At 69.8% G+C, this 15,750-nt stretch carries 14 protein-coding genes; 10 read left to right on the top strand and 4 right to left on the bottom strand.

Going from position 1 to position 15,750, the window contains the following annotated elements:
• The first annotated feature begins 94 nt into the window (after positions 1-94).
• On the top strand, positions 95-649 hold the full coding sequence (locus JMJ56_RS05425) for a type 1 glutamine amidotransferase domain-containing protein (protein ID WP_202830551.1): 555 nt from the start codon (positions 95-97) through the stop codon (positions 647-649).
• A gap of 3 nt (positions 650-652) precedes the next feature.
• Here JMJ56_RS05425 and JMJ56_RS05420 read toward each other — a convergent pair whose 3' ends face one another.
• Complete coding sequence (locus JMJ56_RS05420; RefSeq protein WP_202830550.1) at positions 653-1,291, bottom strand: MBL fold metallo-hydrolase; 639 nt, start codon at positions 1,289-1,291, stop codon at positions 653-655.
• A gap of 76 nt (positions 1,292-1,367) precedes the next feature.
• Here JMJ56_RS05420 and JMJ56_RS05415 point away from each other — a divergent pair, with 76 nt between their 5' ends.
• From JMJ56_RS05415 to urtE, 6 genes are all read left to right on the top strand, one after another.
• Positions 1,368-2,306, top strand: coding sequence for a DMT family transporter (locus JMJ56_RS05415; RefSeq protein WP_236037416.1), 939 nt, complete (start codon positions 1,368-1,370; stop codon positions 2,304-2,306).
• A gap of 215 nt (positions 2,307-2,521) precedes the next feature.
• Positions 2,522-3,766 (top strand): urea ABC transporter substrate-binding protein, encoded by a 1,245-nt coding sequence (gene urtA, locus JMJ56_RS05410; RefSeq protein WP_202830549.1) that lies wholly within the window; start codon positions 2,522-2,524, stop codon positions 3,764-3,766.
• A gap of 52 nt (positions 3,767-3,818) precedes the next feature.
• On the top strand, positions 3,819-5,378 hold the full coding sequence (urtB, locus tag JMJ56_RS05405; RefSeq protein ID WP_202830548.1) for an urea ABC transporter permease subunit UrtB: 1,560 nt from the start codon (positions 3,819-3,821) through the stop codon (positions 5,376-5,378).
• Positions 5,379-5,419: 41 nt separating this feature from the next.
• Complete coding sequence (gene urtC / locus JMJ56_RS05400; RefSeq protein WP_456318781.1) at positions 5,420-6,469, top strand: urea ABC transporter permease subunit UrtC; 1,050 nt, start codon at positions 5,420-5,422, stop codon at positions 6,467-6,469.
• Positions 6,466-7,203: an urea ABC transporter ATP-binding protein UrtD gene (gene urtD / locus JMJ56_RS05395; protein WP_202830546.1), complete on the top strand. Its 738-nt coding sequence runs from the start codon at positions 6,466-6,468 to the stop codon at positions 7,201-7,203. Before urtC ends, urtD begins: the two co-directional genes overlap by 4 nt.
• A gap of 71 nt (positions 7,204-7,274) precedes the next feature.
• On the top strand, positions 7,275-7,970 hold the full coding sequence (gene urtE / locus JMJ56_RS05390; protein WP_202830545.1) for an urea ABC transporter ATP-binding subunit UrtE: 696 nt from the start codon (positions 7,275-7,277) through the stop codon (positions 7,968-7,970).
• 76 nt (positions 7,971-8,046) lie between these two features.
• On the opposite strand, the gene JMJ56_RS05385 is transcribed toward urtE, so the two are convergent.
• The 3 genes from JMJ56_RS05385 to JMJ56_RS05375 all read right to left on the bottom strand — a co-directional run bounded on the left by JMJ56_RS05385 (position 8,047) and on the right by JMJ56_RS05375 (position 10,793).
• Entirely contained in the window at positions 8,047-8,949 is a 903-nt protein-coding gene (locus tag JMJ56_RS05385) for an MBL fold metallo-hydrolase (protein ID WP_202830544.1), read from the bottom strand.
• A gap of 51 nt (positions 8,950-9,000) precedes the next feature.
• Positions 9,001-9,531 (bottom strand): GNAT family N-acetyltransferase, encoded by a 531-nt coding sequence (locus tag JMJ56_RS05380; RefSeq protein ID WP_202830543.1) that lies wholly within the window; start codon positions 9,529-9,531, stop codon positions 9,001-9,003.
• A 74-nt stretch (positions 9,532-9,605) separates the two neighbouring features.
• Positions 9,606-10,793, bottom strand: coding sequence for an amidase (locus JMJ56_RS05375; protein ID WP_236037415.1), 1,188 nt, complete (start codon positions 10,791-10,793; stop codon positions 9,606-9,608).
• A 155-nt stretch (positions 10,794-10,948) separates the two neighbouring features.
• Between JMJ56_RS05375 and JMJ56_RS05370 the strand changes: the two genes are divergently transcribed.
• The 3 genes from JMJ56_RS05370 (at position 10,949) to JMJ56_RS05360 (ending at position 15,642) form a co-directional block, all read left to right on the top strand.
• The gene (locus JMJ56_RS05370) at positions 10,949-11,758 is read left to right on the top strand and encodes a ferredoxin--NADP reductase (RefSeq protein WP_202830541.1); all 810 of its coding nucleotides are present in this window, start codon (positions 10,949-10,951) and stop codon (positions 11,756-11,758) included.
• 205 nt (positions 11,759-11,963) lie between these two features.
• Positions 11,964-13,652, top strand: a complete 1,689-nt coding sequence (locus JMJ56_RS05365) for an MFS transporter (protein WP_236037414.1) — start codon at positions 11,964-11,966, stop codon at positions 13,650-13,652.
• Positions 13,653-13,764: 112 nt separating this feature from the next.
• Positions 13,765-15,642 carry an AMP-binding protein gene (locus tag JMJ56_RS05360; RefSeq protein ID WP_202830540.1) on the top strand — a complete coding sequence of 626 codons (1,878 nt, stop codon included), beginning with the start codon at positions 13,765-13,767 and terminating at the stop codon, positions 15,640-15,642.
• Positions 15,643-15,750: the final 108 nt, after the last annotated feature.

The following is a 15,750-nucleotide window of genomic DNA, read 5'->3' as shown; positions in this document are numbered from 1 at the left end:
TGACGGCGCGGTGCGGAGCAGGAATTCCACAACATCGCCGAGGTCATGACGGCGATGGTCAAGCAGAACCCGGTTCGTTGAGAGGGGCCGCGACATGGCGAATGAACTGAACGGCCGCAGCGTCGCCGTGCTGGCGACGGATGGCGTCGAGCAGGTGGAGCTGACGGAGCCGGTGAAGGCGTTGAAGGCGGCCGGCGCCACCGTGCACGTCGTCTCGCCGAAAGTGGGCAGCCTGCAAGGCTGGAACCACCACGACAAGGCCGATCCGATCCCGGTCGACCAGCCGCTCGAGGGGGCGGACCCGGGCCGCTACGACGCGCTGCTGCTGCCGGGCGGCGTGGTCAATCCGGACGAGCTGCGGCTGCAGCCGAAGGCGATCGAGTTCATCCGGCACTTCGTCCAGAGCGGCAAGCCGATAGCCGCCATCTGCCACGGACCCTGGACGCTGATCGATGCCGGCGGCGTGGAGGGACGGCGGATGACGAGCTGGCCCTCGCTCAAGGCGGATCTCACCAATGCCGGGGCGCATTGGGAGGATTCGGAGGTGGTTACCGACCGCGGCCTCGTCACCTCGCGCAAGCCGGACGACATCCCGGCCTTCAGTCGCAAGATGATCGAGGAATTCCGCGAGGGCCGGCACCCGCGATGAACCTCAGCTCCTGAGGAAGGGGTTGCTCCGCCGCTCCTGGCCGAAGCTCGAACCCGGGCCATGGCCGCAGAGGAAGGCGATGTCGTCGCCGAGCGGCAGCAGCTTCCCGTGGATGGCGGTGAGCAGGGCTTCCTGGTCGCCATAGGGAAAGTCCGTGCGGCCGACCGAGCCGCGGAACAGCACGTCGCCCACCACGGCGACGCGCAACCTCGTCTGGACAAAGACGACATGGCCGGGCGTATGCCCCGGGCAATGCAGCACGCCGAACTCCTCGCCGCCGATGGCAACCGTATCACCCTCGGCCAGCCACTGGTCGGGCACTAGGTTGCGTGCCGCTAAGCCGTACTTCGACCCCTGCTCCTCCAGCCCCTCGAGCAGGAAGGCGTCGCGCCGGTCGGGGCCGATGACGGGCGGCGTGCCGGGCAGTGCCTCCTTCAGCTCCGCCGCGCCGCCGGCATGGTCCATATGGCCATGGGTCAGCAGGATGCTCTCGATGGAGAGCTTCAGCTCGCTGATGGCGCCGAGGATGCGCTCCACCTCCCCGCCCGGGTCGATGACGCTGCCGCGCAGGCTGGCCTCATCCCAGAGCAGGGCGCAGTTCTGCTGGAAGGGGGTGACGGGGATGATGGCGGCTTTGAGCATGGGCGGAGCCTAGGCAGCCCGTCCCGCCGCGGCAAGCGGGCTGGACGCGGCGATGCGCGGGCCGCAGCCTCGACCCATGCCTGATCCGATGCGCGGCGGCGCGCTTCCGCCAAGGGCCTTGGGCCTGATGTTGCTGCTCTGCCTGGTATGGGGGCTGAACCTCGTGGCGATGAAGCTGGGCAACCAGGGCATCCCGCCGGTGCTGCAGGCAGGTCTGCGCTCTTCCATCGCCGCCCTCCTCCTCATTGCCTGGTGCCGCTGGCGGAGCATCGGCTTCGGCCTCTGGCGCCGCGACGGCACGCTCGGGCCGGGCGTGCTGGCCGGTCTGCTCTTCGCCGTGGAATTCATCGCCCTTTATGTCGGCGTCGGACTGACCACGGCCTCGCGCGCCGTCGTATTCCTCTACGGCGCGCCCTTCTTCGTGGCGCTCGGCGCCCATTGGCTGATTCCAGACGACCGGCTGACACGGGCCAAGGCCATCGGCCTGCTGGTGGCCTTCGGCGGCCTCATGCTTGCCTTCTTCGAAGGCCTCTTCGCCCCGGCCGGCGAGCGGGCCCTGCTCGGCGACATGCTCTGCCTGCTGGCGGGCGCGCTTTGGGGCGCGACGACGGTGCTGGTGAAGGCCTCGGCCCTGCGCCGCGCGCCGGCGATGACGGTGCTGCTCTACCAGCTCGCCGTCTCGGCTCCACTGCTGCTGATCGCCTCGCCGCTGATGGGCGAGGTATGGCATGTCGAGCCCCGCCCGCTCGTTATCGGCGCCCTGATCTACCAGGGGGCAGTCATTGCGGGTGCGAGCTACGCGCTCTGGTTCTGGCTGGTGTCGCAATACTCCGCCTCGCGCCTCGCCGCCTTCAGCGTGCTGACGCCGATCTTCGGCGTGCTGGCCGGGGCGGTGCTGCTCGGCGAGCCGCTCGGCCACCTGTTCGGCGCGGCGCTGGCGCTGGTGGTGCTCGGCCTCTGGCTGGTGAACCGCCCCGCTCGATCCGCTGCCCCTTCGGCGCCCAGGATGCGATGAAATTCCATCCACCTGCGTGTTTTTGAGGCAAATCCGGCTCGCAGGGCCGTGATCCCGGCCGCTTCCGTCTGGCACGCATCTCGCAATGGCTTGGGCGCAACCCGGCACCCAGCTCCGCGGGGTGATGCGGCTGCTCACCGCCAAGGCTGCACAGGCCCGAGGGACCGCAACCCTCAGGATTGAAGGCCAAGGTCTGAACAAGGAAGGAAGAACCGGTGACCCCGACCTCCCCCACCCTCACCCGGCGCGCGGCGCTCGGCGGCCTCGGCGCCGCCCTTGCCATGCCCGCGCTGCGGCCCGCCTTCGGCCAGGGCGCGCCCATCAAGGTCGGCGTGCTGCACTCCCTCTCCGGCACCATGGCGATCAGCGAGACGGCGCTGCGCGACACCGTGCTGATGATGGTCGATTGGGTGAACGCGAAGGGCGGCGTTATGGGCCGCAAGGTCGAGGCGGTGGTGGTCGACCCGGCCTCCAACTGGCCGCTCTTCGCCGAGAAGGCGCGCGAGCTGCTCCAGGTCCACAAGGTGGACGTGACCTTCGGCTGCTGGACCTCGGTCTCGCGCAAGTCAGTCCTGCCGGTCTTCGAGGAGCTGAACGGCATGCTCTTCTACCCCGTCCAGTACGAGGGCGAGGAGGAGAGCAAGAACATCTTCTACACCGGCGCCGCGCCGAACCAGCAGGCGATCCCGGCCGTCGAGTACCTGATGTCGAAGGACGGCGGCGAGGCGAAGCGCATCGCCCTCCTCGGCACCGACTACGTCTATCCGCGCACCACCAACCGCATCCTGCGCGGCTTCCTGAAGTCGAAGGGCATCGGCGACGCCGACATTATGGAGGAATACACCCCCTTCGGGCACAGCGACTGGCAGGGCATCGTCGCCCGGGTGAAGCGCTTCGCCTCCGAGGGCAAGAAGACGGCGATCGTCTCCACCATCAACGGCGACGCCAACGTCCCCTTCTACCGCGAGCTCGGCAACCAGGGCATCAAGGCCGAGGACATCCCCTGCGTCGCCTTCTCGGTCGGCGAGGAGGAGCTGGCGGGCATCGACACCAAGCCGCTGGTCGGCCACCTCGCGGCCTGGAACTACTTCATGTCGATCAAGGGCGCGCCGAACGAGGAATTCCTCAAGCTCTGGCAGGGCTACATCAAGAACCCGAAGCGCGTGACGAACGACCCGATGGAGGCCACCTACACCGGCTTCCGCATGTGGACCCAGGCCGTCGAGAAGGCCAAGTCCACCAAGGTCGACGACGTGCGCGCGGCGATGATCGGCCAGAAGCTCATGGCGCCCTGCGGCTACGAGGAGGAGATGCTGCCGAACCATCACCTCTCGAAGCCGGTGCTGATCGGCGAGGTGCAGGCCGACGGCCAGTTCAACATCGTCTGGAAGACGCCGAACGCGGTGAAGGCCGAGAACTGGTCTCCCTTCATCCCCGAGAACGCCAACCGGCGCCGCTGAGCGTGACGGCGGCGCCGGGGGTCTCCGGCGCCGCCCCTAGCTGAAAGTACCCATGAAGAACCTATCCCTGGCCCTGGGGCTGCTGCTGTGGCTGGCGCTGCCGGCCAGGGCGCAGGACGCCTTCACCGCCGCGCTCCCCGGCCTCGCCGGCGGCTTCGGCGACATCGCCGCCTCCGTCGAGCAGCTCGGCGCCCTCGGCGACCCACGCGGACTGCCCGTCCTCCGCGCCCTGCAGGCCGGCCAATTGCAGAAGACGGCCGATGGCCGCCTGCTGCTGCCCGGCAACACCGATGCCGCGACCGGCCAGCCGGCCGATGGCGCGGGCGCCGAGGCGGTCCGCCTCAACAACCGCGTCCGCCAGGCGCTGCGCGGCGCCCTCGGCCGGCTACAACTGGTCTCGCCCGACGCGGCCGAGCGCGGCGCCGCCGCCGAGGCCATCTTCCGCAGCCGCAGCGCCGAGGACGTGCCGATCCTGCAGGCCGCCATCGCCCGCGAGCCGGATGCCGGCGTGAAGGCGAGGATGGTGCTGGCGCTGGCCGCCGCCCAGCTCGTCGCCCCCAACGAGGAGGCCAAGCGCGACGCCATCGCCCGCCTCGGCGCCGCCGGCACGGTCGAGGCGCGCGCCCTGCTGATCGAGGCCCGCGCCGCCAACCCCTCGCTCGTCACCGCCATCGACGTCTCCATCGCCAGCATCGAGCGTTCGCTCTCCATCCGCCGCGCGGCGGAGACGCTGTTCCAGGGCCTCTCGCTCGGCTCCGTGCTGCTGCTCGCCGCGCTCGGCCTAGCGGTGACCTTCGGCGTCATGGGCGTCATCAACATGGCGCATGGCGAGTTCGTCATGCTCGGCGCCTATGCGACCTTCGTGGTGCAGGAGGCCTGCCGCGGCATCCCCTGGCTCGCCCCCTGGTCCCTGCCCCTCTCCGTCCCCGCCGCCTTCCTCGTCGCCGCCGCCGCCGGTGCCGTGCTGGAGCGCGGGCTGATCCGCCACCTCTACGGCCGCCCGCTCGAGACGCTGCTGATGACCTTCGGCGTCGGCATGATCCTCCAGCAGGGCGTGCGGACGATCTTCGGCGCGCAGAACCGCGAGGTCACCTCCCCCGCCTGGATGCAGGGCACGCTGATGCTCCCCGGCGGCATCGCGGTGACGCAGAACCGGCTTTGGATCATCGTCTTCGGCATCGCCGTGCTGCTGCTGGTGATCGCCGCCATCCGCTTTACCCGCTTCGGCCTCGAGATGCGCGCCGTCGTGCAGAACCGCCGCATCGCCGCCACCATGGGCATCCGCACCGGCCGCGTCGATGCGTTGACCTTTGCCTTCGGCTCGGGGATCGCTGGCATGGCGGGCGTGGCGCTGAGCCAGATCGACAACGTCTCGCCCAATCTCGGCACCGGCTACATCATCGACAGCTTCATGGTCGTCGTCTTCGGCGGCGTCGGCTCGCTCGCCGGCACGCTGGTCGGCGCGCTGACCCTCGGCGTCGTCAACAAGGTGCTGGAGCCCTATGCGGGCGCGGTGCTCGCCAAGGTCTTCGTCCTCGTCGCCATCATGCTGTTCATCCAGCGCCGGCCGCGGGGCCTCTTCGCACTCAAGGGCAGGGCCGCGGAATCATGAGCGCATCCCTCGCCGCACCCGCCCCAGGCGGCTTCGGGCGGATGACGCTGCGGCTGGTGCTGGTCGGCGCCGTGCTGGTCCTCGCCATGCTGCCGGCGCTGAACCGCCTGCCGGCCGACAGCGCGCTGCACGTCTCCGACTTCATCGTCAGCGTCACCGGCAAGTGGATCACCTATGCGATCCTGGCGCTCGCCATCGACCTGGCCTGGGGCTATGCCGGCATCCTCTCGCTCGGCCATGGCGCCTTCTTCGCCCTCGGCGGCTACGCGATCGGCATGCACCTGATGCGGCTGATCGGCCCGCGCGGCGTCTACGGCCACCCGGTCCTGCCGGATTTCATGGTCTTCCTCGGCTACCAGGAACTGCCCTGGTACTGGCTCGGCTTCGACCACTTCCCCTTCGCCATCCTGATGGCCGTCGTCGTGCCGGGGCTGCTGGCGGGCGTCGTCGGCTACCTCGCCTTCCGCAGCCGCATCACCGGCGTCTACCTCTCGATCATCACCCAGGCGCTGACCTATGCGCTGATGCTCGCCTTCTTCCGCAACGACATGGGCTTCGGCGGCAACAACGGCTTCACCGACTTCAAGGAGCTGCTGGGCATGCCGCTGAACACGCCGACCGCCCGCAGCGCATTGTTCTACGCCTCGCTGCTGCTGCTGCTCGGCGCGCTCTGGCTCTGCTCCTGGGTGGCGCGGTCGAAGCTCGGCCGCGTCCTCGTCGCCATCCGCGACGCCGAGAGCCGCGTGCGCTTCCTCGGCTATGACGTGACGCAGCACAAGCTCTTCGTCTTCGTCCTCTCGGCGATGATCGCGGGGCTGGCCGGCGCGCTCTACGTCCCCCAGGTCGGCATCATCAACCCCGGCGAGTTCAGCCCCGGCAACAGCATCGAGGCCGTCATCTGGGTCGCCGTCGGCGGCCGCGGCACGCTGGTCGGCGCCCTGCTCGGCGCCTTCTCGGTCAATGCGCTGAAGACCTGGCTGACGACCGTGGCGCCCGACCTTTGGCTCTTCGCCCTCGGCGGCCTCTTCGTCGCGGTGACGCTCTTCCTCCCCCGTGGCCTGATCGGCCTGTTCTCGAAGGCCCAGAAATGACCGAGCCCGTCCTCTACCTCGACGGCGTCTCGGTCGTCTTCGACGGCTTCCGCGCGCTCAACAACCTCTCCCTCATCGTCGATGCCGGGGAGCTGCGGGCCATCATTGGCCCGAACGGCGCCGGCAAGACGACGATGATGGACGTCATCACCGGCAAGACCCGCCCTACCGCCGGCGTCGTCCGCTTCCGCGAGCACGACCTGACGAAGCTCGACGAGGCGAGCATCGCGACCCTCGGCATCGGACGGAAATTCCAGAAGCCGACGATGTTCGACGCGCTCACTGTCTTCGAGAACCTCGAACTCGCGCTGAAGGCCCCGCGCGGCCCCTTCTCCTGCCTGCGCTGGGTGCTGTCCGGCGAGGCCCGCCGCCGCATCGAGCAGGTGATGGAGGAAGTCGGCCTCGCCGCCCGCGCCCATGACCGCGCCGCGATCCTCAGCCACGGCCAGCGGCAATGGCTCGAGATCGGCATGCTGCTGATGCAGGACCCGGAGCTATTATTGGTCGACGAGCCCGTCGCCGGCATGACCGACCAGGAGACCGAGCATACAGCGGCCCTCCTCGTCCGCATCGCCGGCCGGCGCAGCGTCGTCGTCGTCGAGCACGACCTGGAGTTCGTCCGCGCCCTCGGCAGCAAGGTCACGGTGCTCTGCGAGGGCTCGATGCTCTCCGAGGGCAGCATCGACCACGTCCAGAACGACCCGCGGGTCATCGAAGTCTATCTGGGGCGCTGAGCGAGCCGATGACCGCAGCGCCGCATGGCGCGAAGGTCTGAATCGGCTCGCCCTTCCGAAGGAAGAAGACCATGCTGCGCGTCGAGACCATCGACCTCTCCTACGGCGCCTCGCGCTGCCTCCGCAGCGTCTCGCTGGAGGCCGATCCCGGTCGCATCACCTGCGTGCTCGGCCGCAACGGCGTCGGCAAGTCCTCGCTGATGCGGGCGATCGTCGGGCTGGAGCGCATCCAGTCCGGCCGCATCCTGTGGGAAGGGCGCGACATCGCCGGCATGGCCCCCGCCGAGCGCGCCCGCGCCGGCATCGGCTACGTCCCGCAAGGGCGCGAGATCTTCCCCTTCCTCACCGTGCAGGAGAACCTCGAGACGGCGCTCGCCGCCGCGCCGCGCGGCAGCAAGGTCCCGGAGGAGGAGATCTACGCCCTCTTCCCCATCCTGAAGCAGTTCCTCAAGCGCCGCGGCGGCGACCTCTCGGGCGGCCAGCAGCAGCAGCTCGCCATCGCCCGCGCCCTGACGGCGCGCCCGCGCCTGCTCATCCTCGACGAGCCGACCGAGGGCATCCAGCCCTCCGTCATCAAGGACATCGCCCGCGTCATCCGTCTCCTCGCGCGGGAGAAGAATTTCGCCGTCGTCCTCGTCGAGCAGTACTTCGAATTCGCCCGCGACCTAGCCGACCGCATCGCGGTCATGGTGCGCGGCGAGGTCGCCCTCGGCGGCCCCGTCGAGGAACTCGAGGACGAGGCCGTCCGCCGCCTGCTGACCGTGTGACGCGTGATCGCCGAAGGTCGGAACGGCGGGAGGCGTGAATCACCCGTCCAAACCATTCGCTGGACGAGGAGCGGCGTTACGGGGAACGCCGCTCCTCGTTCAGGCCGCCCCGCAGCACCACCGGGATCTTCATGTAGCGCACGCCGTTGCTCTCGGCCGGCGGGAAGCGCCCGGCCCGCATGTTCACCTGGATCGAGGGCAGCAGCAGCACCGGCGGCGCCAGCTTCGCATCCTTCGCCTCCCGCATGGCGACGAACTCCTCCTCGGTGACGCCGTCCTTCACATGCGGGTTGCGCGCCCGCTGCTCGGCGACCGTGCTCTCCCAGGCGAATTCATCCCGCCCCGGCGCCTTGTAGTCGTGCGCGGTGAAGATCCGCGTCTCCGGCGGCAGCTCCAGCAGCCGGCGGATGCTGCGCCAGAGCGTCCGCGCATCGCCGCCGGGGAAGTCGCAGCGCGCCGTGCCATAATCCGGCATGAAGAGGGTGTCGCCGACGAAGGCCGCATCGCCGATGCGGTAGGCGATGCAGGCCGGCGTATGGCCGGGCACATGGATCACCTCGACCTCCAGCCCCCCCAGGGCAAAGCGCTCGCCATCGGCGAAGAGGAGGTCGAAATCGCCGCCCTCGGGCGCCAGGTCGGCGGCATCGAAGACCGGGCGGAAGATCGCCTGAACGTCGCGGATATGCTCGCCAATGCCGATCCGCGCGCCGGTGCGGGCCTTGATGTAGGGCGCGGCGGTCAGGTGGTCGGCATGAACATGCGTCTCGAGCACCCAGCGAAGGGTGAGGCCCTCCGCCTCGGCCGCCGCAAGGATCGCATCGGCACCTCCGGTATCGGCGGTGCCGGCGCGGTTGTCCCAGTCGAGCACCGGGTCGATGACGGCGCCCTCGCGGCTCGCCTCGTCCCACACCAGGTAGCTGACCGTATTGGTCGCCGCATCGAAGAAGGCCCGGATCGCCGGGCTGCCGCGTTCCGCCATGGCACCACCTCCTTGCGGGAGCAGGCAGGATGCGCCCATCAAGCTGACATGTCAGCCGGGAACATCGCGGTCGGCCATGCCGATGCCGCGCTGCATGAAGACGAGGTCCACCCAGCGGCCGAATTTCAGCCCGGCCGCCTTCATCACCCCCGCCTGACGGAAGCCGAGCGAGACATGCAAGCCGATGGAGCCCACATTGTCGCTGTCGCCGATCAGCGCGAACATCTGGCGGAAGCCGGCCTCGGTGGCACGGTCCAGCAGCGCCTTCACCAGCGCCTTGCCGACACCCTGGCCGCGGACGTCGTTGCGGACGTAGATGCTGTCCTCCGCGGCGTGGCGGAAGGCGGAGCGGTCGCGGAGCTGGGCATAATAGGCGAAGCCGATGATGCCCTTGCCTTCTCCCTCCTCGGCCTCGGCGACCAGCCAAGCCCAGCCCCTCTCCTGCACCTGGGCAAGGCGGTGCGCCATCTCCGCCGCGTCGGGCGGGACCTCCTCGAAGGTGCCGGCGCCGTGCAGGACGTGATGGGCATAGATGTCGGTGATGGCCGGAAGGTCGTCTGGGCCGGCATCACGGATGATCATGCAGCTTGTCCTGACGAGATATTCGGTTGCGGCCCCGTCCTAACCGCCGGGGGCGGACGGGACAAGCATTCGACTCAAACGGGCAGGCCGAGTTCCATGGCGAGGCGCTCGGCAAGCGCGAGCAACGCCCGGTCCCGCCCGGCGGCGGCGACCAGGGAGAGGCCGACCGGGGCGCCCTCGGCACGGCCGACGGGCAGGCTCACCTCCGGCAGCCCGGCGAGGCCGGCGATGGCGGTGACGCCCATGCTCCGCTCGCGGATGGCGTTCTGCTCCGCCTGGCTGGCGCCGAGCCTTGGCGCCGGCACGGGCGAGGTCGGATAGGCGAGGACGGCGCCGCCGGCCAGCAGCGCCCGCATCCGCGCCTGGAAGCCGCGGCGGAAGGCGCGGCCGGCGGCCGCCCTGGCCGGGTCCATGCCCTTGGCGGCGGCGAAGCGATCCGCCACGCCCGGGCCGAATTCGGGCCGGGTCTCCTCGACCCAGGAACCGAGCGTGGCCCAGGCCTCCTCGGCCTGGGCACAGCGGAAATGCTCGTAGAGCGCATCGAGCCCCTCCGGCGCGACATCGACGCGGAGCGCCCGGCCGAGCAGCCGCTCGAGCGCCAGCATCGGCTCCGCCAGCGCCACCACGGCGGGCGGAATGGCGTTGATCCAGGCGTCATCCACCTTCAGCAACGGGCCGAGGCCGGGCCCAGCGCCGTCCTCCGGCAGCAGCACGGCGCCCACGCGGGCGAGGATGGAGGCGCGCCCGGCGAACCAGCCCGGCGTGTCGAAGCTCGGGCCGAGGGCGCGGGCGCCGGCAAGGCTGATGGCGCCCCAGCTCGGCCGGATGCCGAAGACGCCGCAATAGCTGGCCGGGATGCGGACCGAGCCACCGGTATCCGACCCCATGGAGAACTCGACGAGGCCCGCGGCGACCGCGGCAGCCGAGCCGCAGGACGAGCCCCCGGGGAAACGGTCGGGCGCCGCCGGGTTGAGCGGCGTGCCGTACCAGACATTCTCGCCGGTCAGCCCATAGGCCAGCTCCACCGTCTTGGTCTTGCCACGGAGGCTGGCGCCGGCCTGCAGCAGCGCCTGGATGACGGGCGCCGTCGCCGCCGCGGGCGGCTGGGTGCGGGCCCAGTCCGGGTTGCCGTAGCCGGTCGGGCTGCCGGCGACGTCGAAGAGGTCCTTCACCGCGAAGCCGAGGCCGGCAAGCGGCCCCTCCGCCGCGCCCGTAACCTCAAGGCGAGGGCCGGGCAAGAAGGGGCTGTCACGATCGGTCATGGCATCCGGCATGGCGGCCTCGCAGGGCGGGTTTCGTTGCGCCGCGATCCTGCCCTGTGAAACGGGCGGGGCGAAAGGCCAATCTCGCGCGTGCATGGCAGGCATTTCACGGCAACAGTTGCATCTTTCGCCGCATCGCAGCATGTAGCGATGCCATGAACGCGCTCGCCCCCAGCCCGAAACCCGCCATCCCGCCGGCCTTCAACGGCGAGACGGTTACCTGGGTCCATCACTGGACCGACCGGCTCTTCTCCTTCCGCTGCACGCGGGACCCGGGGCTGCGCTTCGTCGCCGGCCAGTTCGCCATGATCGGCCTCATGGTCGAGGGCAAGCCGCTGGTGCGGGCCTACTCCATCGTCAGCCCGCCCTGGGAGGAGGAGCTCGAATTCCTCTCCATCAAGGTGCAGGACGGCCCGCTGACCTCGCGCCTCCAGCACATCAAGCCGGGCGACACGGTCGTCATCGGCAGGAAGCCGACGGGCACGCTGCTCACCGAGAACCTGCTGCCCGGCAAGACCCTCTGGCTGATCGCGACGGGCACCGGCCTCGCCCCCTTCATGTCGCTGATCCGCGAGCCGGATGTCTACGAGCGCTACGAGCATGTGATAGTCTGCCACACGGTGCGCGAGGTGAAGGAGCTGGCCTATCGGCAACTCATCAGCGAGGAACTGCCACGCCACGAATTCCTCGGCGAGATGCTGGCGGGCAAGTTGCTTTACTACCCGAGCGTGACGCGGGAGCCCTTCCCCACCCAGGGCCGGATCACCGACCTGATCGAATCGGGCAAGGTCTTCACCGATCTCGGCCTGCCGCCTCTCTCGCCGGAGCAGGACCGGGTGATGCTCTGCGGCTCCGAGGCGATGAATGCCGATGTAAAGGCGTTGCTCGAATCGCGCGGCTTCACCGAGGGCTCGAACAACGAGCCGGGCAGCTACGTGCTCGAGAAGGCCTTCGTCACCAAATAATTCACGGGTGAACTGGCCTTCACCGAAGGGTCAGGAAGCTCGCGATCCGCCTTGCCTTTCCCGCCATCCGTTGCCATCCTGGCAAGGTTTGGTCCCGGCGGCGGCTGGCAGTGTTGGCGTTGCGGCATGGAAGCGGGGCCCCTCCCGCTGCCTCCTCCCTGCTTGGCACTTCCGGCGGCGCCCGGCCGGGAGGAAAGGGCAGGAAATGAGCGCACATTCCGCAACTTCGGCGCCGGGCCGGACGGCGCCGATGACCAAGGAAGAGAGGAAGGTCATCCTCGGCTCCTCGCTGGGGACCGTCTTCGAGTGGTACGACTTCTATCTCTACGGCAGCCTCGCAGGGCTCATCGGCACGCATTTCTTCAGCCAGTACCCCGAGGGCACGCGCAACATCTTCGCGCTGCTGACCTTCGCGGCGGGCTTCCTGGTGCGGCCCTTCGGCGCGCTGGTCTTCGGCCGCATCGGCGACCTGGTGGGGCGGAAATACACCTTCCTCGTCACCATCGTTATCATGGGCGCCTCGACCTTCGTCGTCGGCCTGCTGCCCGGCTCGGAGACGATCGGCATCGCCGCGCCCATCCTGCTGGTCCTGCTGCGTTGCCTCCAGGGCCTCGCGCTCGGCGGCGAGTATGGCGGCGCCGCGACCTACGTGGCCGAGCACGCGCCGAACGGGCGGCGGGGCTTCTACACCTCCTTCATCCAGATCACCGCGACCGCGGGGCTCTTCCTCTCGCTGCTCGTCATCCTCGGCGTCCGCACCTGGACGGGTGAGGCGGATTTCGCGGCCTGGGGCTGGCGCGTGCCCTTCCTCGTCTCGATCGTCCTGCTCGGCATCTCGGTCTGGATCCGCTCGACGCTGAATGAGAGCCCGGCCTTCCAGAAGATGAAGTCCGAGGGCACCGGCTCCAAGGCACCGCTGTCGGAGGCCTTCGGCAAGTGGAGCAACGCCAAGTGGGCGCTGCTGGCGCTTCTCGGCCTGACCATGGGCCAAGCGGTGGTCTGGTACACCGGGCAGTTCTACGCGCTGTTCTTCCTCGGCTCGATCCTCAAGGTGGATGGCCCGACGACCAACCTGCTCATCGCCTGGTCGCTGCTGCTCGGCTCCGGCGGCTTCGTGCTGTTCGGCTGGCTCTCCGACAAGATCGGCCGCAAGCCGATCATCCTCGGCGGCTGCCTGATCGCGGCGCTGACCTACTTCCCGCTCTTCAAGCTGCTGACCGCGGAGGCCAACCCCGCGCTGAACCAGGCGCAGCAGACCATCCCGGTGCAGGTGCTGACCGACCCGGCCAGCTGCTCCTTCCAGTTCAACCCGGTCGGCACCACGCGCTTCACCCAGCCCTGCGACATCGCCAAGTCGGCGCTGGCTCGGGCCTCGGTGCAGTACTCGGTCGAGGGCGGCGTGGCGGCGGGCGAGACGGCGATCCGCATCAACAACGGCGCGCCGATCCGGGCGACGGACCCGGCCTTCGCCCAGCAGCTCGCGGCGGGGCTGACGGCGGCGGGCTACCCGGCCGCCTCCAACCCGACGGTGGTGAAGATGGCCGGGCCCTTCGACATCTTCCGCGAGCAGCCGGCGGTCATCATCGGCGTGCTGACCGTGCTGGTGATCTACGTGACCATGGTCTACGGGCCGATCGCGGCGGCGCTGGTGGAGCTTTTCCCAACGCGCATCCGCTACAGCTCGATGTCGCTGCCCTACCATATCGGCAATGGCTGGTTCGGCGGCCTGCTGCCGGCCACCTCGCTGGCGATGGTGGCCCAGACCGGCGACATCTATTTCGGTCTCTGGTACCCGATCGTGATCGCACTCGCGACCTTCGTCATCGGGATGATCTTCATCCCGGAGACCAAGGACCGCGACATCTTCGACGACGCATCCTCCACCACGCGCTGACCGGCGCGGCAGGCCTGGAGCAGGGCGCCGGGGGCCAACCCCGGCGCCTTTTTCATGCCGCTTGCCGCCGGGCGGCGGGCTTGCCACCTTCCCCGAAACGGGGAGCGAAACCATGCAAGGCTACGACGCCACCTACGCCGCCTGGCGGGCCCATCCGGAGGCCTATTGGCGCGAGGCCGCGCAAGGCATCGATTGGGAGCAGGCCCCTTCGGCTATCTTCGACGCGAAGGCCGGCGTCTACGGCCGCTGGTTCCCCGATGCCCGGCTGAACACCTGCCACAATGCCCTCGACCGTCACGTCGCCGCCGGCCGCGGCGCCCAGCCCGCCCTGCACTACGACAGCCCGGTGACGGGCCGCAGCACCACCTACACCTATGATGCCCTGCTCGCCCGCGTGGCGAAGCTCGCCGGCGCGCTCGCCGCCCGCGGCATCGGCCGGGGCGACCGCGTCGTCATCTACCTGCCCATGGTCCCCGAGGCGCCCATTGCCATGCTCGCCTGCGCCCGGCTCGGCGCGGTGCATTCCGTCGTCTTCGGCGGCTTCGCCGCGGCCGAGCTGGCGGCCCGCATCGCCGACGCCCAACCCAAGCTCATCATCTCCGCCTCCTGCGGCATCGAGCCGGGCCGCGTCGTCGCCTACAAGCCACTGCTCGACGCCGCGATCGGCCTCTCCCCGCACAAGCCGGCGCACTGCCTTGTCCTCCGCCGCCCCGAGCTGGACTGCGCCCTCACCCCCGGCCGCGACGAGGACCTGCTCGAGGCCGAGGCCGCCGCCGCGCCGCACGCCTGCGTCCCCGTGGCGGCGACCGACCCGCTCTACATCCTCTACACCAGCGGCACGACGGGGAAGCCGAAGGGCATCGTCCGCGACAATGGCGGCCATGCTGTCGCCCTGCACAATTCCATGCGCATGCTCTACGGCCTCGGCGCCGGCGACGTGATGTTCACCGCCTCCGATGTCGGCTGGGTCGTCGGCCATTCCTACATCGTCTATGCCCCGCTGCTGGCCGGCGCGACGACCGTGCTCTACGAGGGCAAGCCAGTGGGTACACCCGATGCCTCCGCCTATTGGCGCGTCTGCGCGCAATACCGCGTCAAGGCGATGTTCACCGCCCCCACCGCCATGCGCGCCATCAAGCGCGAGGATCCGGAGGGGAAGCTGATGGCCGGCCACGACCTCTCGGCACTGGAGGCGCTGTTCCTCGCCGGCGAGCGCTGCGACCCGCCAACCGCCGAATGGGCCGCCGGCCTGCTGCAGCGCCCGGTGATCGACCATTGGTGGCAGACCGAAACCGGCTGGGCCATCACCGGCAATTTCCGCGGCCTCGGCCTGTTCGAGCCGCGCTTCGGCAGCGGCGGCAAGCCCTCGCCCGGCTACGAGGTCGCCGTCCTCGACGATACCGGCCGGCCGCTGCCCCCCGGTGAGACCGGTACGCTCGCCATCCGCCTGCCCATGCCCCCCGGCTGCCTGCCGACGCTCTGGCAGGCGGACGAGCGTTGCCGCGAGGCCTATCTCGAGGCCTTCCCCGGCTGGTACAACACCTCCGACGCCGGCGTCATCGACGCCGAGGGCTATGTCTCCGTCATGTCCCGCACCGACGACATCATCAACGTCGCCGGCCACCGCCTCAGCACCGGGGCGATGGAGGAGGTGCTGGCCGCCCACCCCGATGTGGCCGAGTGCGCCGTGCTCGGCATCAAGGACGGCCTGAAGGGCCAGGTGCCGCTCGGCCTCGTCGTGCTGAAATCCGGCGTGGGGCGGGGCGAGGCGGAGATCGCGGCCGAGCTGGTGGCGATGGTCCGCGACCGCATCGGCCCCGTCGCCGCCTTCAAGGACGCCAAGGTGGTGGCGCGCCTGCCCAAGACCCGCAGCGGCAAGATCCTCCGCGCGACGCTCCGCAAGATTGCCGATGGCGAGAGCTACACCGTGCCCCCGACCATCGACGACCCGGTCATCCTCGACGAGATGCGGGCGAGCCTCGGGCGGTAGGTCGGGCTTCAACCGCCGTCAGGCGCGGGCTTCATGGCGAAGGCAGGAGGCTGCCGGAACCCCGGACGCCGAATGCCCTGCCGTGAGGGCGGAAATCACGGTATAGGA

Source organism: Belnapia arida (genome assembly GCF_016773205.1).
GTDB classification, from domain to species: Bacteria; Pseudomonadota; Alphaproteobacteria; order Acetobacterales; family Acetobacteraceae; genus Belnapia; species Belnapia arida.
This window is presented reverse-complemented; position numbering and strand designations above follow the sequence as displayed.

Excerpts from the sequence above, each read along its gene's own strand:
- JMJ56_RS05420 (WP_202830550.1), bottom strand. The coding sequence starts at position 1,291 with ATGCTCAAAGCCGCCATCATCCCCGTCACCCCCTTCCAGCAGAACTGC.
- JMJ56_RS05365 (WP_236037414.1), top strand. The coding sequence starts at position 11,964 with ATGAGCGCACATTCCGCAACTTCGGCGCCGGGCCGGACGGCGCCGATG.
- JMJ56_RS05375 (WP_236037415.1), bottom strand. The coding sequence starts at position 10,793 with ATGACCGATCGTGACAGCCCCTTCTTGCCCGGCCCTCGCCTTGAGGTT.
- urtC (WP_456318781.1), top strand. The coding sequence starts at position 5,420 with ATGACGCTGCGGCTGGTGCTGGTCGGCGCCGTGCTGGTCCTCGCCATG.
- JMJ56_RS05360 (WP_202830540.1), top strand. The coding sequence starts at position 13,765 with ATGCAAGGCTACGACGCCACCTACGCCGCCTGGCGGGCCCATCCGGAG.
- urtB (WP_202830548.1), top strand. The coding sequence starts at position 3,819 with ATGAAGAACCTATCCCTGGCCCTGGGGCTGCTGCTGTGGCTGGCGCTG.
- JMJ56_RS05425 (WP_202830551.1), top strand. The coding sequence starts at position 95 with ATGGCGAATGAACTGAACGGCCGCAGCGTCGCCGTGCTGGCGACGGAT.
- urtD (WP_202830546.1), top strand. The coding sequence starts at position 6,466 with ATGACCGAGCCCGTCCTCTACCTCGACGGCGTCTCGGTCGTCTTCGAC.
- JMJ56_RS05380 (WP_202830543.1), bottom strand. The coding sequence starts at position 9,531 with ATGATCATCCGTGATGCCGGCCCAGACGACCTTCCGGCCATCACCGAC.
- JMJ56_RS05385 (WP_202830544.1), bottom strand. The coding sequence starts at position 8,949 with ATGGCGGAACGCGGCAGCCCGGCGATCCGGGCCTTCTTCGATGCGGCG.
- urtE (WP_202830545.1), top strand. The coding sequence starts at position 7,275 with ATGCTGCGCGTCGAGACCATCGACCTCTCCTACGGCGCCTCGCGCTGC.
- JMJ56_RS05370 (WP_202830541.1), top strand. The coding sequence starts at position 10,949 with ATGAACGCGCTCGCCCCCAGCCCGAAACCCGCCATCCCGCCGGCCTTC.
- JMJ56_RS05415 (WP_236037416.1), top strand. The coding sequence starts at position 1,368 with ATGCCTGATCCGATGCGCGGCGGCGCGCTTCCGCCAAGGGCCTTGGGC.